17 protein-coding genes are annotated in these 16,238 nt (G+C 67.1%); 9 read left to right on the forward strand and 8 right to left on the reverse strand.

Going from position 1 to position 16,238, the window contains the following annotated elements; all coding sequences use genetic code 11:
- Positions 1-46 precede the first annotated feature (46 nt).
- Complete coding sequence (locus ACQP2T_RS31470; RefSeq protein ID WP_433519678.1) at positions 47-265, forward strand: PadR family transcriptional regulator; 219 nt, start codon at positions 47-49, stop codon at positions 263-265.
- On the opposite strand, the gene ACQP2T_RS31475 is transcribed toward ACQP2T_RS31470, so the two are convergent.
- Positions 262-960 carry a class I SAM-dependent methyltransferase gene (locus ACQP2T_RS31475; RefSeq protein WP_433519679.1) on the reverse strand — a complete coding sequence of 233 codons (699 nt, stop codon included), beginning with the start codon at positions 958-960 and terminating at the stop codon, positions 262-264. The genes ACQP2T_RS31470 and ACQP2T_RS31475 overlap by 4 nt on opposite strands.
- A 46-nt stretch (positions 961-1,006) precedes the next feature.
- Positions 1,007-1,570 carry a TetR/AcrR family transcriptional regulator gene (locus ACQP2T_RS31480; protein ID WP_433519680.1) on the reverse strand — a complete coding sequence of 188 codons (564 nt, stop codon included), beginning with the start codon at positions 1,568-1,570 and terminating at the stop codon, positions 1,007-1,009.
- Between the two features lie 114 nt (positions 1,571-1,684).
- Between ACQP2T_RS31480 and ACQP2T_RS31485 the strand changes: the two genes are divergently transcribed.
- Positions 1,685-2,149, forward strand: a complete 465-nt coding sequence (locus ACQP2T_RS31485) for an FBP domain-containing protein (protein WP_433519681.1) — start codon at positions 1,685-1,687, stop codon at positions 2,147-2,149.
- Here the strand turns inward: ACQP2T_RS31485 and ACQP2T_RS31490 are convergent.
- From ACQP2T_RS31490 to ACQP2T_RS31500, 3 genes are all read right to left on the reverse strand, one after another.
- Entirely contained in the window at positions 2,136-2,543 is a 408-nt protein-coding gene (locus ACQP2T_RS31490) for a DUF1048 domain-containing protein (RefSeq protein WP_433519682.1), read from the reverse strand. The two genes, ACQP2T_RS31485 and ACQP2T_RS31490, sit on opposite strands and share 14 nt — an antisense overlap.
- The gene (locus ACQP2T_RS31495; RefSeq protein WP_433519683.1) at positions 2,540-2,875 is read right to left on the reverse strand and encodes a PadR family transcriptional regulator; all 336 of its coding nucleotides are present in this window, start codon (positions 2,873-2,875) and stop codon (positions 2,540-2,542) included. The genes ACQP2T_RS31490 and ACQP2T_RS31495 overlap by 4 nt, the downstream gene beginning before the upstream one ends.
- 74 nt (positions 2,876-2,949) lie before the next feature.
- A complete protein-coding gene (locus tag ACQP2T_RS31500) occupies positions 2,950-4,095 on the reverse strand; it encodes an ROK family protein (RefSeq protein ID WP_433519684.1) in 1,146 nt (381 codons plus the stop codon).
- A 97-nt stretch (positions 4,096-4,192) separates the two neighbouring features.
- Between ACQP2T_RS31500 and ACQP2T_RS31505 the strand changes: the two genes are divergently transcribed.
- The 4 genes from ACQP2T_RS31505 to ACQP2T_RS31520 are packed head-to-tail and all read left to right on the forward strand — an operon-like array spanning position 4,193 to position 8,550.
- Entirely contained in the window at positions 4,193-5,464 is a 1,272-nt protein-coding gene (locus ACQP2T_RS31505) for an ABC transporter substrate-binding protein (RefSeq protein ID WP_433519685.1), read from the forward strand.
- Between the two features lie 8 nt (positions 5,465-5,472).
- Positions 5,473-6,399, forward strand: a complete 927-nt coding sequence (locus tag ACQP2T_RS31510; RefSeq protein WP_364013758.1) for a carbohydrate ABC transporter permease — start codon at positions 5,473-5,475, stop codon at positions 6,397-6,399.
- Complete coding sequence (locus tag ACQP2T_RS31515) at positions 6,392-7,231, forward strand: carbohydrate ABC transporter permease (RefSeq protein WP_433519686.1); 840 nt, start codon at positions 6,392-6,394, stop codon at positions 7,229-7,231. Before ACQP2T_RS31510 ends, ACQP2T_RS31515 begins: the two co-directional genes overlap by 8 nt.
- A gap of 53 nt (positions 7,232-7,284) precedes the next feature.
- The gene (locus ACQP2T_RS31520; protein WP_433519687.1) at positions 7,285-8,550 is read left to right on the forward strand and encodes an alpha-L-fucosidase; all 1,266 of its coding nucleotides are present in this window, start codon (positions 7,285-7,287) and stop codon (positions 8,548-8,550) included.
- A gap of 68 nt (positions 8,551-8,618) precedes the next feature.
- On the opposite strand, the gene ACQP2T_RS31525 is transcribed toward ACQP2T_RS31520, so the two are convergent.
- Both ACQP2T_RS31525 and ACQP2T_RS31530 read right to left on the reverse strand, forming a co-directional pair.
- Positions 8,619-10,700 (reverse strand): S8 family serine peptidase, encoded by a 2,082-nt coding sequence (locus tag ACQP2T_RS31525; RefSeq protein WP_433519688.1) that lies wholly within the window; start codon positions 10,698-10,700, stop codon positions 8,619-8,621.
- Positions 10,701-10,845: 145 nt separating this feature from the next.
- On the reverse strand, positions 10,846-12,477 hold the full coding sequence (locus tag ACQP2T_RS31530) for a phospholipase A2 (RefSeq protein ID WP_433519689.1): 1,632 nt from the start codon (positions 12,475-12,477) through the stop codon (positions 10,846-10,848).
- Between the two features lie 568 nt (positions 12,478-13,045).
- Between ACQP2T_RS31530 and ACQP2T_RS31535 the strand changes: the two genes are divergently transcribed.
- Entirely contained in the window at positions 13,046-13,585 is a 540-nt protein-coding gene (locus tag ACQP2T_RS31535) for a DUF1062 domain-containing protein (protein WP_433508535.1), read from the forward strand.
- A 295-nt stretch (positions 13,586-13,880) separates the two neighbouring features.
- Positions 13,881-14,591, forward strand: coding sequence for a TetR/AcrR family transcriptional regulator (locus tag ACQP2T_RS31540; protein WP_433508536.1), 711 nt, complete (start codon positions 13,881-13,883; stop codon positions 14,589-14,591).
- A gap of 14 nt (positions 14,592-14,605) precedes the next feature.
- Here ACQP2T_RS31540 and ACQP2T_RS31545 read toward each other — a convergent pair whose 3' ends face one another.
- Positions 14,606-15,061, reverse strand: coding sequence for a TetR/AcrR family transcriptional regulator (locus tag ACQP2T_RS31545; RefSeq protein WP_433508537.1), 456 nt, complete (start codon positions 15,059-15,061; stop codon positions 14,606-14,608).
- Positions 15,062-15,244: 183 nt separating this feature from the next.
- Here ACQP2T_RS31545 and ACQP2T_RS31550 point away from each other — a divergent pair, with 183 nt between their 5' ends.
- Positions 15,245-16,216, forward strand: coding sequence for an SDR family NAD(P)-dependent oxidoreductase (locus ACQP2T_RS31550; protein WP_433508538.1), 972 nt, complete (start codon positions 15,245-15,247; stop codon positions 16,214-16,216).
- Positions 16,217-16,238: the final 22 nt, after the last annotated feature.

Below are 16,238 nucleotides of genomic sequence, written 5' to 3' on the forward strand. Positions count from 1 at the left end.
CCTCGTTCTATAACTCTTCATAGAGTTCTATAACAGCGAGTGTGGCATGGACGAGGTGGGACGCGCCACCCCCTGCGCCGCCTTCGACCGCCTGCAGGAAGAGGGCCTCATCGCCGAGGATCGCGAGGAGATCGTGGACGGCCGGGTCCGGCGCTACTACAGGCTGACCGATGACGGCGCGACCCGGCTGGCGGCAGAGGCCGAGCGGATGCGCCGTCACGCGCGAGCGGCCGCCACCCGGCCTCCACGACTACAAGAACCCTAGGAAGGCCGTCGGCGGCCGACGAACACATACTCCCGGCTGTCCTCGGTGAACGGCTCGCGGGCGAACCCGCCGTAGAGCGCCTCCAGCTCAAGTCCGGCGACATCCAGAAGCCCGAGCCACTCGTTCTTCGTCGCCCACCAGAAGGAGCTCTTCGCGCCGTCGTCGAGGACAAGGTCGACGCGGTTGTCGCCAACCGCGTAACGGACGGTGTGCGGTACGGGCTTCTCCTGCCGCGCGCCGTCGAGCTGGACCGCGATCCGATGGTCGAAGGCGATGGCGTTCCAGGCGAACCGCCCCTCCGGCCGGAGCGAGGCGGCGACCCGCTCAAAGGTACGGCGACGGTCGGCCCAGGTCGGCAGGTGCTGGAGTGATCGGAACGGGCAGTAGATCAGCGCCGCGGGCTCGTCCAGGGCGAAGTCGCGCATGTCGCACTCGCGAAGGTCGAGTTCCACACCGGCCTCGGCCGCACGGGTGCGGGCTTGCGCGAGCATCGCCGGTGAGATGTCGACCCCGACGACCCGCCGGCCGATCTCCCGCGCCACCGGGATCGCGACCCGCCCGTCCCCGATCGCCAGCTCGACCACCGGCCCCTCCGCCTCGCGCGCGAGATCGAGGTAAAAGGCCACGTCGGCCGTCATGTGGCCGGACCATTCCTGGTACCGGTCCGCGAATGCCTCGTCCCAGGTCGTCGCCATCGCTCCATGATCGCACCCGGCATCTTGAAGCAGCCAACGAATAAGCTCAGGCCGGCGGCCAGTTGCGGAGAACGGCGTCGAGGGCGTCCAGCGCTCTGAACCACGAAGCGTCCACGTCACGAGGGTGGCGGCGGAACCCGCCCGCCGTCTCCAGGCTCACATAGCCGTGGAACGTGCTGTGCAGCATGCGTACCGCGTCCGTCTGGTCGGGCTCCGACAGCGCGTACCCGCGCAGTATCGCGCGTGTCATGTCCGCGTGCGGACGCCCAGCGCTGGTGTCCACTCTGTCGAGCTCGATCTGCATGGCGGCGTACCTGCCCGGATGCTCTTTCGCGTAGCTCCTGTAGGCGTTCGCGAAGGCCACCAGCGCGTCCTTGCCCGCGCGGCCGGCCAGGGCGGCGGCGGCCCTGTCGGCGAGCTCCGCCAGGGCCAGCGACGCCACCCTGGCCCTCAGGTCCTGCACGTCCTTGACGTGTGAGTACAAGGCCGCGGGCTTGACGTCGAAACCGCGCGCGAGCGCCGAGACGGTCACGTTCTGGAAGCCGATCTCGTCGGCCAGGTCCGCCGCCGCCTGGGTCAGGCGTTCGGCGCTCAATCCCGCGCGTGCCATGCGCCCTCCTTCTCGGCTAACTTACAGGCTTTAAGTATTTGCATAATACCTGTAAGGAAGCTAGCCTCCCCGCCCATGAGACCAATCACCGAGCGCGACATCCGTATATCATTCGTGAACTGTTCCAAGGGAGAGACCAAGCGGCTGAACGTCCCCAAAGACCTCGCGGACCATCCCTGGGAAGACCTCGACTTCCTCGGGTGGCGAGATCCGGGTGCGCCCGAACGCGCCTACCTGGTCGCCGAACGCGACGGTTCCCTCGTCGGCATCGCGCTGCGGGTGACATCCGGCGCGTCGCGCGGCTTCACCTCGCGCAGCATGTGCTCGCTGTGCCTGACCACGCACACCAACGGCGGCGTGGCGCTGATGACCGCGCGCCGCACCGGCGAAGCGGGCCGCCTGGGCAACTCGGTCGGGCACTATCTGTGCACCGACCTGGCCTGCTCCCTCTACACGCGCGGTAAGAAGGAGGCGGCCGGGGGCGGGACCATCGATGAGTCCCTCAGCCTGGGGGAGAAGGTCACCCGCATCCGGGCGAACCTGCACTCCTTCCTGGACAAGGTGGTCAGCCAGGGATAGTTCCGGCGCCTTCGCCGGTCGCGCGATCGATGGCGTTGGTCAGCCGTTCCCGCTCCCGGCTGATCCACTGACCCTCCGGGTAGTTGCGAAGGAACGCCTCGGCGAACTCCACCGGGTCTTCGCCGACGACCTCGCGGAGCGGGGTTCCGTCCGCCGCGCCCTGCTCGAACAGATCGACGAGATCGTCCAGCATCGCCAGCAGGCTGTCCGCCTTGCCCGGCCCGAAGTGCTCCATGTACCGCTGCAGTGCGTCGATCGCCGTGCGATAGTCCGCTGGAAGCCGCTCCGTGCGCGCCTTGTACCGCCAGTAGCGTTTCTTGTCCTCGATCGGTCCGGTGACCATCTCCAGGTAGCGCAGGTAGCGCCGCTTCGGCTCGTTCGGCTCGGTGGTCATGTCTGCCTTCCTCCTTCGCGGAGCTGTTCGAGCCGTTCCGCGAGGAAGCTCCAGGTCCTCCAGAACTCTTCGAGGTAGACCCGCCCCTGGGCGTTGAGGGAGTACACCTTGCGCGGCGGCCCCTTCTCGGACGGGACCTTCTCCACGTCGACGAGGCCGCGCTGCTCGATCCTGACCAGCAGCGCGTAGATGGTGCCCTCGGCGATGTCGGAGAAGCCCTGCTCCCGCAGCCACGCCGTGATCTCGTAGCCGTACGCGGACCGGCTGGACAGGATCGCCAGGACGATGCCCTCCAGCGTCCCCTTGAGCATCTCCGTCGCCTGCTTGCCCATGGAACACCCTTCAACTACCCAGCGATGCTGACTACTAGTACATAGTATCGCTAAATAGCGATGACGCAACCTCGTCAGATGAAGAGCGTTTCCGGAGCGGCGAGCGCCAGACCGGCGGCGCCGAGCGCGTGCTGGGCGTCGCTCCAAGGACGGACGATCACTTGGACGCGGTGGGCCGCGGTGACCTGACTGGTCCGCATCACCACGGAGAACCCGGGTTCCAGGCCCGGCCAGAGAACGTGGTTCTCACCGATGATCGCGATGGTGGGCGTGCCGAGCAGGTTGACGACGCCGGCGACGGCCCGCCCGAGCATGGCGCCGACCTTGGCGAGCACCCGGGCCAGCGACCGCTCACCGGCGACCCACCGTGAGCGGAGCTCCTCGATGGTGGTGGACGCCTCGGCCAGGCCCTCGCGACGGGCGGCGCGCAGGATCCCGTCGTCGCTGGTGAACGTCTCCAGGCAGCCCCGCGCGCCACAGGCGCAACGCGGGCCGGTGGCGGCGACGGGCGTGTGGCCGAACTCGCCGGACAGCCCGCCCGGGCTGCGGTGCACCCGCCGTCGCAGGACCGCGCCGACCCCCACCCCGTCGCCGATGCCGAGCACCAGGAAGTCGTCGTGCTCGAGTCCCGCCCGATACAGGAGCTCGGCGGTGGTGCTGGCCGTGAGGTCGTTGTCGACGAGCACCGGGATCGGCAGCTCGGCGCGCAGCCGTTCGCCAAGGGGAAGGTTGCTCCACCCAAAGCGGGGACAGAACCGGATATAGCCCGCATCAACGGAAGCCGGCACGGCCACGCCCACGGCCTTGAGCCTGGGACCCATGACAGGGTCGGCCAATCGCCGGTCGATGACGGTGAGTAGCTGAGGGAGCGGGTCTGCGTGACAGTCGAAGGGCGATACATCGGATGTGAGCAGCCCTCCATCCAGCCCTGCGACCACAGTGACAAGATGGTCGGTCGCGACGCGTACGCCGATGGTCGCGGCGGCCTCCGGCACGACCTCCAGGGGGATGCGCGGCCGGCCGACCACCCCGGCCTGTGGGCTGAGAGTTCGCAGATAACCGCAGGCCAGAAGGCGTCGCGTGTGTTCGTGAACGGTCGCGTCGCCGAGCTTGAGCCGGGCCGCGATCTGACGGCGATCCAGGGCGCCCGCGGTGCCGAGAAGCGCCAGGATCTCGACGCGGGTCAGATCGCCACGACCGGCTGTTCGGCGAGCAGTCATCGGATATTTCCTATCACGAGCTCATTGACATTACGGATTGCTACGCCCTAGTTTCGGATCAATTAACTCGGCCCCGAGCTTATTGAGTGGAGCTGCGATGGGCAGGCAGATGTATAGCGGTCGGAGATCGCTGGCGGTCGCAACAGCGGTGGTCATCGCGGGGGGACTGGCTGGTTGCGGAGGCGGCGGCCAGGAATCGGCGGGAGGCAACAAGGCGAGCAACGGCGCGGTCACGCTCACCTGGGGGATGTGGGCGTCCGGAACCGAGGACCGAAACGCCTGGCAGAAAGTGGCCGACCAGGTCACCCAGAAGTACCCGAACATCAAGATCACGCTCGAGACCTCGCCCTTCAAGGACTACTTCACCAAGCTCGGCACCCGCCTCGCCGGTGGCAGCGCTCCGTGCGTCGTCTCGATGCAGAGCCTGCGCACGGGCGGCTACGTCAGCGGCATGCGTCCCCTGGACGACCTGATCAAGAAGAACGGCCTGGACACCGCCGACTTCGACACGTCGATCATGGCCGGGCTGGCCTCCGGCGGCAAGCAGTACGCGCTGCCGTACGACGTCGGCTCGCTGATCATCACCTACAACAAGGACATGTTCAAGGCGGCCGGCGTGCCGGAGCCGAAAGTCGGCTGGAGCGTGGCCGACTTCGAGGCGGCGGCCAAGAAGCTGACCACCGGCGGCAAGTACGGCTTCGTGGGCTACCCCTCGGCCCTGGGGATGTTCTCGATGATCCTGGCCAAGACCGGCAACGCGGAGCCGATGGACGAGTCCGGCAAGCTCACCCTCACCACCGAGCAGATGAAGGCCGGCTTCCAGTGGTACGCGGACCTGACCGCCAAGCAGGCAGTCTCGCCCAAGATTCCCGGCGTGGACAACAACTTCACCGAGACCCAGTTCCTCAACGGCAACGCGGCGATGTCGGTGAACGGGCCCTGGTCCGTTCTGGAGCTCAAGGCGAAGGCCAAGTTCGGTGTCGGCCTGGCCACCATCCCCGCCGGTCCGGACGGGACCAAGAGCTACACGGCCGGGTCCGGCTTCGGCATCTCCCAGTCCTGCCCGTACCCGGATGAGGCGTTCAAGGCAGTCAGCACGATGACCAGCGCCGAGGTGCTCGGGCAGCTCGGCTCGGTCGGGCGCGCCTACCCGGCGCGCAAGTCCGTACAGAACAAGTGGTACGAGAACGCCTTCGAGGGCTCCAAGCCCGTCCTCGACGCCGCCAACGCCTCGTCGAAGCCGTTCCGGACGACCAAGAACTGGGACCCGGTGGAGAAGCTGCTGGCCCAGTACGGCATCCAGGCCTTCAACGGGCAGACCACGGCGGCGGACGCACTCACCCAGGTGCAGCAGCAGTCCCCGGCCTAAGGAGCGAAGTGTCCGACGACGCCATAGCCCGCCCCGCGGCGGTAGCGGGCAGACGGCGCCCCCGTCTGCGCCGCGACGGAAGGGCCGCGGCCTTCTTCGCGGCGCCCAGCATGATCGGGTTGACGCTGTTCACCCTCTTCCCGATCGTGCTGTCTCTGGTGATGGCCTTCTTCCAGTGGCCCGCGGTGGGCGAGCGAACCTTCACCGGACTGGAGAACTTCACGACGCTGTTCACCGACCCCGTCTTCCGGCGGGCGCTGTTGAACACGCTGCTGTTCGTGGTGCTCTATTTGCCGCTCAACCTCATCGTCTCGGTGGGGCTGGCGGTGTGGATGGGCCCGCGCATCAAGGGCCGCAAGGCGCTGCGGGTGGTGTTCTTCCTGCCCGTGGTCACGCCGATGGTGGCCAACGCGATCGTCTGGCGGATGATCTACCAGCCGAACGGGCTGATCGACGGCTCCCTGTACGCCGCCACCGGCACGCACGCGCCGAACTTCCTCGGTGAGCCGGGCTGGGCCATGTTCGCCGTCGTCGCGATGAGCGTGTGGCAGGGGTTCGGCTACAACATGCTGGTCTTCTCGGCCGCGCTGGACGCCATCCCGCGGCACCTGCTGGAGGCGGCGCAGATCGACGGGGCGGGACCGTGGCGGCAGTTCTTCCGCATCATGCTGCCGATGATCTCCCCGGCGCTGTTCTTCGCCTCGACGATGACGCTCATCACCTCGTTCCAGGTCTTCACCCAGCCGTTCCTGATGACCGGCGGAGGGCCGGGCATGGACACCGAGACCCTCATGATGTTCGTCTTCGACAAGGGGTTCTCGATCTACCAGTACGGACTCGCGTCCGCCGGAGCCTGGATCCTGTTCGTGCTGATCCTGGGTGTGACCGCGGTGCAGTTCGCCGGCCAGCGCAGGTGGGTGACCTACGATGTCTGATCACGCCATCCGCCGCGTCCGGCTGGTCATCTCGCACGTCGCCCTCTACCTGGTGGCCGCCGCGTTCCTGGCGCCCCTGGTGTACATGCTCGCCACCTCGCTCAAGCCCGCCGACGAGGTGTTCCAGTCGCCGCCGAGCCTGTTCGGCTCGCTGATCCGGTGGGAGAACTACAAAGAGACCTTTGAGTTCCTGCCGTTCGGGAAGTTCGTCATCAACGGGCTCGCCGTCGCCATCTGCGGCACGGTCGTGGTGCTGGTGGCGTCGGCCATGTCGGCGTACGCCTTCTCGCGGCTGCGCTGGCGCGGTCGCGACGGCTTCTTCCTGGTCTTCCTGGCCACGCTGATGATCCCCCAGGAAGTGCTGGTCGTGCCGATGTTCATGCTGATGAAATGGTTCGGCTGGGTGGACTCCTTCCAGGCGCTGGTCTTCCCCTGGGCCTTCACCGCCTTCGGGACGTTCATGCTGCGCCAGTTCTTCCTGACCATCCCTGAGGAGATCTCCGAGAGCGCCCGCATCGACGGCGCGGGATCGGTGCGGATCTTCTCCAGCATCATGCTGCCGCTGATCAGGCCCGCGCTCGCGGTGCTGGCGGTCTTCACGTTCATCAATTACTGGAACAGCTTCATGTGGCCGCTGATCATCATCAACACCGTGGATGAGAAGGCCACCGTCCCGCTGGGCCTGTCGCTCTTCGTCGGCCAGCAGGGCACCCAGTGGAACCTGATCATGGCGGCCTCGGTGATCTCCATGGCGCCGACCGCGGCGCTCCTGATCCTCCTGCAGAAACATCTCATACGCGGGATCGCCACGAGCGGTCTCGGCGGCCGATGAAATCTGTGTTCGCAAAATCTCATTTCGCGAATCTCTCTTTCGAAAGGAACGTAGTGGACCACGCCTGGTTCTCCGAATCCCGCTTCGGCATGTTCGTGCACTGGGGGCTGTACTCCCTGGCCGCCCGCCACGAGTGGGTGAAGAACCGCGAGCAGATGACCGACGAGCACTACCAGCGCTACTTCGACCACTTCGACCCCGACCTGTACGACCCCGCGGAGTGGGCGAGGCTGGCCAAGGAAGCCGGCATGCGCTACGTCGTCCTCACCACCAAGCACCACGACGGCTTCTGCCTGTGGGACTCCGCGCAGACCGACTACAAGGTGACGCGCACCCCCTGGGGCAAGGACCTGATCGCGCCGTACGTGGAGGCCCTACGCGCCGAAGGGCTGAAGGTCGGCTTCTACCACTCGCTGATCGACTGGCACCACCCCGAGTTCCCCGTCGACTCCCTCCACCCGCAGCGCGAGGACGAGGAGTTCAAGGCCGCCGCCAAGGACCGCGACATCTCCAAGTACGCCGACTACCTGCACGCCCAGGTACGCGAGCTGCTCACCGACTACGGCCAGATCGACTACCTGTTCTTCGACTTCTCCTACGCCGGCAGAACGGGCTACTGGGGCGGCAAGGGCGCCGAGGACTGGCGCTCACCCGAGTTGATGGCGATGGTGCGTGAGCTCCAGCCGGGGATCATCGTCAACGACCGGCTCGCCATCCCCGGCGACTTCGTCACCCCCGAGCAGTACCAGCCCGCCGCCCCGATGACCATCGACGGCCAGGAGGTGCCGTGGGAGGCCTGCCAGACCCTCAACGGCAGCTGGGGATACGACCGGGACAACCTTGACTACAAGACCCCTGACCTGCTCGTACGCATGCTGATCGACAGCGTCGCCAAGGGCGGCAACCTGCTGCTCAACGTCGGCCCGGACGGACGCGGCCAGATCGACCCGCGCGCCCGCCAGAGCCTCGCCGACATCGGTGACTGGATGCGGCTGAACTCCCGCTCCATCTACGGCGCCGGCCCCAGCGGCTTCACCGCGCCTCCCGACTGCCGCTACACCCAGCGCGGTAACCGGCTCTACCTGCACGTGTTCGGCTGGCCGTTCCGCCACCTGCACCTGCCCGGGCTGGGCGGGCGCGTGAAGTACGCCCAGTTCCTGCACGACGCCTCGGAGATCCGTTCGCGCGTGATCGACCCCAGCCAGACGGCCCAGAACACGGCCATCGGCGCCCTGACCCCCGACACCCTGACCCTCGACCTGCCGGTCCAGCGCCCCGACGTCGTCGTACCGGTCATCGAGCTGTTCCTCAACGACTGACTGACGCAGAGTTGAGTCCGGCCAGGAGCGCGTCCGCGTTCCTGGCCGAACCCGTTCCGCGGGTGTCTCTACAAGGTCAGGGTCCATCCGTTGATGAAGCCCTTGTCACCCTTGGCCAAATCCTCCGCCCGGAGTTTCCAGGTGCCGTTGGCCGCTGAGGCACTGGCGTTCACCCAGTAACTCTCGTCGATGTTGTCGGTGCCGTCCTTGGCATCGGGGGCGCGCAACGGGTACACCTTGCCGTCCGGCGCGACCAGGTCGAGCTTCAGGTCACCGCGCCAGGTGTGGTCGATCTCGACGTGGACCCGGGAGCGGGTGGGGGCGTTGCCGTTGATCCAGGCCAGGACGATGCTGGATTCTGCGACACCGGGATCGGGGATGTCGGTGTCGTCCCAGTTGCCGAAGCAGGGCAGCCGGATCGACCAGCCGTCGATGAAGCCGGTGTCGAGATATTCGACGTCCTGCACGCGTAGTTTCCAGGTGCCGTTGGCCGGTGACGCGCTGGCGTTGACCTGGTAGGTCTCGTGCAGGATGTCGGCGCTGTCGTTGGGGTCGTTGGCCTGCAGCGGATAGACCTTGCCGTCCGGGGCGAGCAGGTCGATCTTCAGCTCGCCACGCCAGCTGTGGTGGATATCCACGTACACCTCAGTGGTGGCGGGCGCGGTGCCGAGCAGGCCGGTGACCGCGATGGAGGACGTCACGGTGCCGTGGTCGGGGATCGCGGTGTCCTTCATGTTCTCGTAGTACGGGACGGGCCAGGCGCCGGCCTCGGGCTCCTTGCCGAGCACGGCGGCGTCGACCTGGATGCGGGGGGTGGTGACGCCGTTATAGGCGATGGCCTTGCCAGTGGTCTTCAAGGCGGTTTCGAGCTGGGCCAGCGGGGCGTCGGGCATGGCCTGGCGCAGCACGGCCAGGGCACCGGTGACGTGCGGGGCGGCCATCGAGGTGCCGTTCAAGGAGGCCCACTTGTTACCGGGCACCGAGGAGATGATCGACACGCCGGGGGCGAAGAGGTCCAGCAGCGTGCCGCGGTTGCTGAAGGCGGCCACAGCGTCCTGGTCGGTGGTGGCGCCGACGGTGATCGCCGAGGACACGCAGGCCGGGGCGGCCACGGCGGTGCCGAAGCCGTCGTTGCCGGCCGCGACCACGGTGGCCACACCGGCGGTGCGCAGGCTGTCGATGATCGCCTTGCGCGGGTCGCCGTCGCAGGCGGCGGTGTACTGGCCACCGCCCAGGCTGAGGTTGGCGGCCACCAGCGGCACCCCCTCGTCCTTCAGTTCCAGCACTTTCTCCAGGCCGGCGAGCTGAGCGCTGGTGAAGCTGAGCACGCACGGGGCGGCGCCCGCCCCACAGAGGTCTTCGGAGGAGAACTTGCTGAACACCTGGATCGCGACGAGCTCAGCGCCCGGCGCGACGCCGGCCGGTGGAGCACCGGTCACGCCCGTGCCGTTGCCGACCGCGATGCCGGCCACGTGGGTGCCGTGGTCGCAGTCCAGCGCGGCGTCGGCGCAGGGGCCCTGGTCGGCGTCGGCGGAACCGGGCCCTTCCTGCTCGGCGGTGCCGTCGGGACACAGGCTGGTGGAGGAATAGTCGGCGTCGATGGGGGAGAAGCAGGCCTCTTCCAGTACCCGGTCTTTGAGGAAGGGGTGGTTGACCGCGACGCCGGTGTCCAGCACGGCCACCACGGCTCCGGCGCCCGTCTTGCCCGCGGCCCTGGTCTTGTCGGCGCCGATCAGCGGGACGCTCTCGGCCAGCACCGGCCGCACCGGCTTGTCCTCGGTCACGCTCACCACACTGGGCAGCTTGGCCAGCCGGTCCAGCCCGGCCTGGTCAACGTGCAGGGTGACCACGGGGAAGCGGGACAGTTGCTGGACGACCTGACCGCTGGAGGCCGCGTCCGGCAGGTCGGCGAGGGTCTTGCTGACGACGTTCACTCGGATCTTGCCCGCGGCCGCCACCCGCGCGCTGAGCTGGGGTTCGACATGGGGGGCCGCCGAAGTGCCCTGCTGAGCGGTCGAAGTGGCCTGCTGTGTGGCCGAAGCGGACGCTGCGGGAGTCGTGGGCGGGGCCTCTGCCGCGTTGGCCGGCCCGGTCGCGAGCGCCGTGGTCGCCAGCGCCGCGATGACACAGGATAAGACTCGCAATTTCATGACGTACCGCGCCTTACATGAAGGAGGTGCAGGGAGACGACGCCGGCATGAGGGGTGGCCGGACGGCGGCCGAGGCCGCCGTCCGGCGGAGGAAGGTCCCCCGGAAAGGTCAGAGCTCAGGTGTCACGTCGAGCTCGGGCGGTTATCAGGGATTGCCGTACCTCTTGACGGCCTTGTAGTACACCCAGGCCCATGCCCGGCAGTCGGGCCGCACCAGGATGAAGTAGCCACCGCACACCTTGTCGCGCATGGTGATGTAGAACCGGTTGTCCACGTCAGCCTTTGAATGGGCGTTGGCGAGGTAGTAGCGGTAATGCTTCCTCTTGTTGGCTATCAGGCCGTACCCATAGTCATGGGAGTCACAGGCCGGCCGCATGTCGAAGTTGTGAGGCTTGTCCGGAGAGGTCGTGCAGTGGTCGTAGTAGATGCCCCTGACCTTGAAGCCGCTGGCGGTGCGCTTCCAGTCGGGCTTGCGCCACTTGCCGCCGTGCCATGCCCAGGCCGAGCAGCCCGACTTGGTGTACCACATCCAGGTCGCGGCCGTGCTGCACTTCGCCGGGTAGGACTGCGGGGGGTCCACGCCTTCCGGCAGGAAGTCGCCGGCCGGCGGCTCGGTGGCGTTGGGGTCGTCGAGCCCGGCCGCGCCCGTGGTCGTCCCGCCGTTGGCCGGCATGTCGGTGCCGGTGGCGGTCACCTGAGGAGCGGCGACGCCCGCCGGGAAGGAGAGCTGCCAGCCGCCGTTGGTGACGGAGTCGATCGACGACAGGCGCCCCACCGGGTCGTAGGAGTAGGTCCCCTGAACGGCGCCGACGCTGGGGTCGGTCACGGTGCGCAGCAGACCGTTCGGGTCGTAGGAGTAGCTCGCCTCGGTCTGCGGGGTCTCGGTCCCCCAGGTGACCGTGACATCCTTGAGCCGGCCCGCGAAGTCGCCGTTGGAGGTGCTGGTGGCCGTGGTGGTCGTGGCGTAGGTGAATTTGGTGACGGACGCGGGGTCTGACACGCCGGCCGGCTCCTTGACGGTGCTGACGCGGCCCTGGGTGTCGTAGGTGATCGTGGACTTGCCGAAAGCGGTGTTGCCCACGTCGGTCACGCGCCAGGGGTCGGCGCTCGGCGCACCGGCCGGCCGGGCCCAGGTGTAGGTGAGCTGGAGGTCGGTGTCGCTGACGGGGGTGCCGTCGGCGTTGGTGAAGCCGTCGTCGCCCGCCTCCTGAGCGCCCACGTCCGACACGAGCGTCTCGATCGTCGTGGTGCGCATCGCACCGACGACCGCGTCCCACTTGGTGGTTTCGGTGATCTTGGATCCGTTGGCGGCCTGGTAGATCTGGATGCCGCCGCCGTCGGGGGTGGAGACGCTGCTCTTCAGGGGGTAGCTGGTCGATGTCCCGTCTTCGAGTTCCGTGACGACAAGGGTGCCGTTCTGGTTCTCGAGCTTCCGGTTGATCTGCCCACCGGCGAACTCCGCCTGCCAGCTCGGCCCGAAGACGCCCAGCTCGGGGCGGGTCGCCGGGGCTGACTGCGGTCGGGCCAGGTCGCCACCGGCCAGCGCCACACCGTGCTTGCGGCTGATCGCGCCCGCGGACACGTCCAACTCGGTCAGCTTGAAGGTCTGGCTGTCGGCGGAGTACTGGCCGGGGCCGATCTCCTGAACGTCGGCCGGCGGCGGGTCGGCGAGCAGGGCGGCGGAAGCCGTCGAGGTCTGCGTGGCGGCGGAGACCTCTGGGGCGAGGAAGGGGATCAGCATCGCCGTGACGGCGACGGGGAGCGCTAATCGGCGCAAGTGGTGCCTCCAGGAAAAGCGAGAAAGAGATTTGATCACCTGGAGGATAAGCGCCTGTTAAACATTTTTACAAGAGCTTGACAATGCCACAGGACGGTGTTAAATCGCCAGTGACGCTATGTCTTGGATGCGATTTATTTATGCGTCTTCGCAGGTCCAGGGGCTGTGTAGCGAAATTATGGCGAATTTATGGCGATCGTGTGGGGTCATTGGACAATAATGACCATGCGGCAGGGTGCGGAGGCGTATTAAGCCATTCACGAGTGCGGGATCGCAGTAAAGTGAGCGCTGCCCTGAACGCCTCCTGAAGCATGGGGCGCCCAGCCGACATCGATCGGCCTTCCCAGCCCTCCCACCGCCGGCGGTTGCCGAAAACGGGTGGATCTTGTGGATGGTGGTCGCCTATCTTGGGCTCTCACCCCTACGTGAGGACTTCGCGCGCATGACGCCGCCTGCTCTTTAGACCTGACACTTCCCTGCGCATCGATCGCCGACGGACGCCGCCGGCTCTGTTTTTCGTGCTCTTCGTCAGGTCTTCAGAGAGATCATGTCTTCACATCCTCATATCGTGCTGCCCTGGGCCGTACGACGCACCCGCCTGCCGCTGCTCGCCCTCCGGTGCGTGGCCTGCCCTTCCGGCCGCGCCACCGTCGGCAACGGCAGGTTCCGCGTCAACGCCAACGGCAAACTTCTCGACGTCTGGCTCCTGGTCAACTGCGTTTCCTGTGACCGGACCAGCAAGCTCACCGTCCACGATCGCGTCCCGGTCCGATCACTGCCCGCCGACCTTCTGGCCGGCTACTCGGACAACTCGCCGTCCCTGGTCGCCGATACCCTTCTCGACCCGTTGATCGCCCGGCGCAACCGGTTCGCGCTCGATTGGGACGGGCGCTGGGAACTCCACGCGCCTCCCGTCCCCGAGGATCCGTGGCCCCTTCAGATCGCGGTCACCTTCGACGATCCCGTGCCGGTCCGTCCCGGACGGCTCATCGCCCATGGGCTGGGCATCAGCCGTAATGAGATCGCTCGCCGGGTCAAGATCGATATCCCGCTGAACCGCAGGACGAAGCTGGATTTCTCCTTCGTCCTGGTGCGGTCGGTCCAGTAGGTCCAGGCGTCGGAGCGACGCTCTCCGCCAAGGCAGAACGCGGCACAGCCATGTTCTGCCTTGGCGAAGCCCGCCACGTGTCCGGATCCGGACACCAAAAAACTGTCATGGCTGACACTTTCTTCGCTAATGTGTCAGTCATGACAGTTTTTCGCGAGAGCGCCTTCCGAACCGGAGGGACGGCCGGCGGGTCCACCGCCGACGATGATGACGTCGAACGTCACTGACATCCACCTTAAGGTACGCGACTGTATCTAACGGGAGACACCGTAAGTGGCCGCGATAAGATACGCAAGTGAATCTCAAGCGCGGGCGGATCGCGGAGGAGCGCGAGACGGTGGAGGAGCGCGAGGCGATGGAGGTGGTCGGGGTGGCCGAGGCACAGGCGGCGGGACGTCGCGCCGGCGGCGGCGCGACCCGTGGCGCCGGCCGATCCCGTCGGCGCGGCGCCGAACTTGAGGACGCGATCCTCGACGCCGCGTGGGACGTGCTGGTCGAGCACGGATATCACGGCTTCACCTACGAGGCGGTCGCCGCCCGCGCCGGCACGAGCCGTCCCGTGCTCTACCGGCGCTGGCCGCAGCACGAGGACCTGCTGCTGGCCACCCTCGCCAAGTTCTGGCAGCTGATCGCGGTGCCCGACACCGGAAGCCTCCGCGACGACGCGGTCGGCTTCCTGCGCAACGCCGACGCCGACCGAGCGGGCATGATCATGTTGATGAGCGTGCAGCTGGCCGGCTACTTCCGCGACACCGGCACCAGCCTCACCGAGCTACGCGACACCCTTCTCCCGGCGGGCCAGGCGACCGCCTTCGAGATGATCGTCGCCCGCGCGGTCGAGCGCGGCGAACTGCCCGACGTACGGCGTTCGTCCCGTGTGGTGAACCTGCCGCTGGACCTGTTGCGTCACGACATGTTCATGACGATGCGCACGGTGCCGGACGAGTCGATCGTGGAGATCGTGGACGAGGTATGGCTGCCGTTGCTAAGGATGCCCGTGAGCTGATCATCGCCGGGTCTTCAGCGCAGCAGGAGATCGACAGCTACGTTCAGTCGTTCGAGGTAGACCTCCCGTGACGCGACCTGATGCTTGAGGCCGATCGACGCGCTGATCATCGTCTGCGCGACCGGTGAAGCCACCTCTCGTCCCGACTCCATGGCGATCGCGTCTGTGACCAGCTCCTCGAAACGTCGCCGCGGGGTCTCGATGATCTCTCCGAGGAGGTCGGGATTGTCCTCGATGACCACCGCGACATCGCTCGTCAGCGGGCCGATGTAGCGGCCCGCCCACTGATCGAACGCTTCGACGAGACGCTCCAGAAGGGGTCGGCCGGTGTCGGCCAGGACGTGTTCGACCGCTGTGATGTCGCGATCCAATGCCTGGGCAACCGCGGCACGGAACAGAGTCTCCTTCGCGGAAAAGAGGAAATAGAGCCCAGGCCGGGAGATACGCGCCGCCCGCGCCACCTCCTCCATCGACGTCTTCCTGTAGCCGAATCGCGCGAACGTGACCATGGCGGAGTCCAGGACCATGGACCGACGGTCGGTTTCGGCGACTGCCGACGGCGGCGGGTGACCAACCTCGGGACTGCTCATGAAGCGAGCATACGAGCGAGAAGCTAACTATACAAATATTGTCTAGTCTGTATAGTCGCCGCCATGACCACTCCCGAACTCATTTCCACGCCCTTCACCTCGTCCAGCACCGCCGCCGAGGTGCTACGGGGCGTCGATCTCACCGGCGTCCGCGCGATCGTGACCGGGGGTTCCTCTGGAATCGGGACCGAGACGGCTCGTGTGTTGACCTCTGCCGGAGCGGAAGTGACACTCGCTGTCCGAAACACGACCGCGGGTGACGCCGTCGCCGAGACGATCGCGAAGTCGACCGGAGGGATCCGGCCCCGAGTCGTCCGGCTCGACCTCGCCGACAGGACCACCATCACGCGATTCGCCGACGCGTGGAACGGCCCGCTTCACCTGCTGATCAACAACGCGGGCGTGGTCACCGGTGGCCTCGAACGGACGCCTGAGGGCTGGGAACTGCAATTCGCGACGAACCATCTCGGCCACTTCGCCCTGGCTTCCGGCCTTCACGACGCCCTGGCCCTGGGAGCGACCGACCGCGACGGAGCACGGATCGTCTCGGTCAGTTCGACAGCGCACATGCGTTCCGGCATCGACTTCGACGACCTCCACTTCGAGCGTCGCGACTACGACCCGCAGATCGCCTACGCCCAATCGAAGACGGCGAACTCTCTCTTCGCTGTCGAGGCGACCCGCCTTTGGGCATCCGACGGCATCATCGCCAATACGGTGAACCCCGGCGGTGTCGCGACGGGACTGCAGCGGAACTTCACCGCGCGGCAGAAGGCGTCGCTCGACGCGGCCGAGGCCGCCGGAATCTTCACCTACAAAACGGTCGAGCAGGGAGCCGCCACCACCATCGTCGCGGCCGTCGCCCCGGAGTTCGCTCACTCCGGAGGCCACTACCTCGACGACGCGCAGGAGGCCTACACCGTGCCGGACGACGCCGACCTCGCACAGCATCCCCACGGTGTCAAGGAATGGGCGCTCGATCCCACCACCGCCAAGCGCCTCTGGACGGTCTCGACCGATCTGCTCCGCGTCTGACCTCTCGACGCTGGTGACAGGT

Origin of the sequence: Nonomuraea sp. CA-143628 (assembly GCF_050942315.1) — a bacterium.
GTDB lineage: Bacteria > Actinomycetota > Actinomycetes > Streptosporangiales > Streptosporangiaceae > Nonomuraea.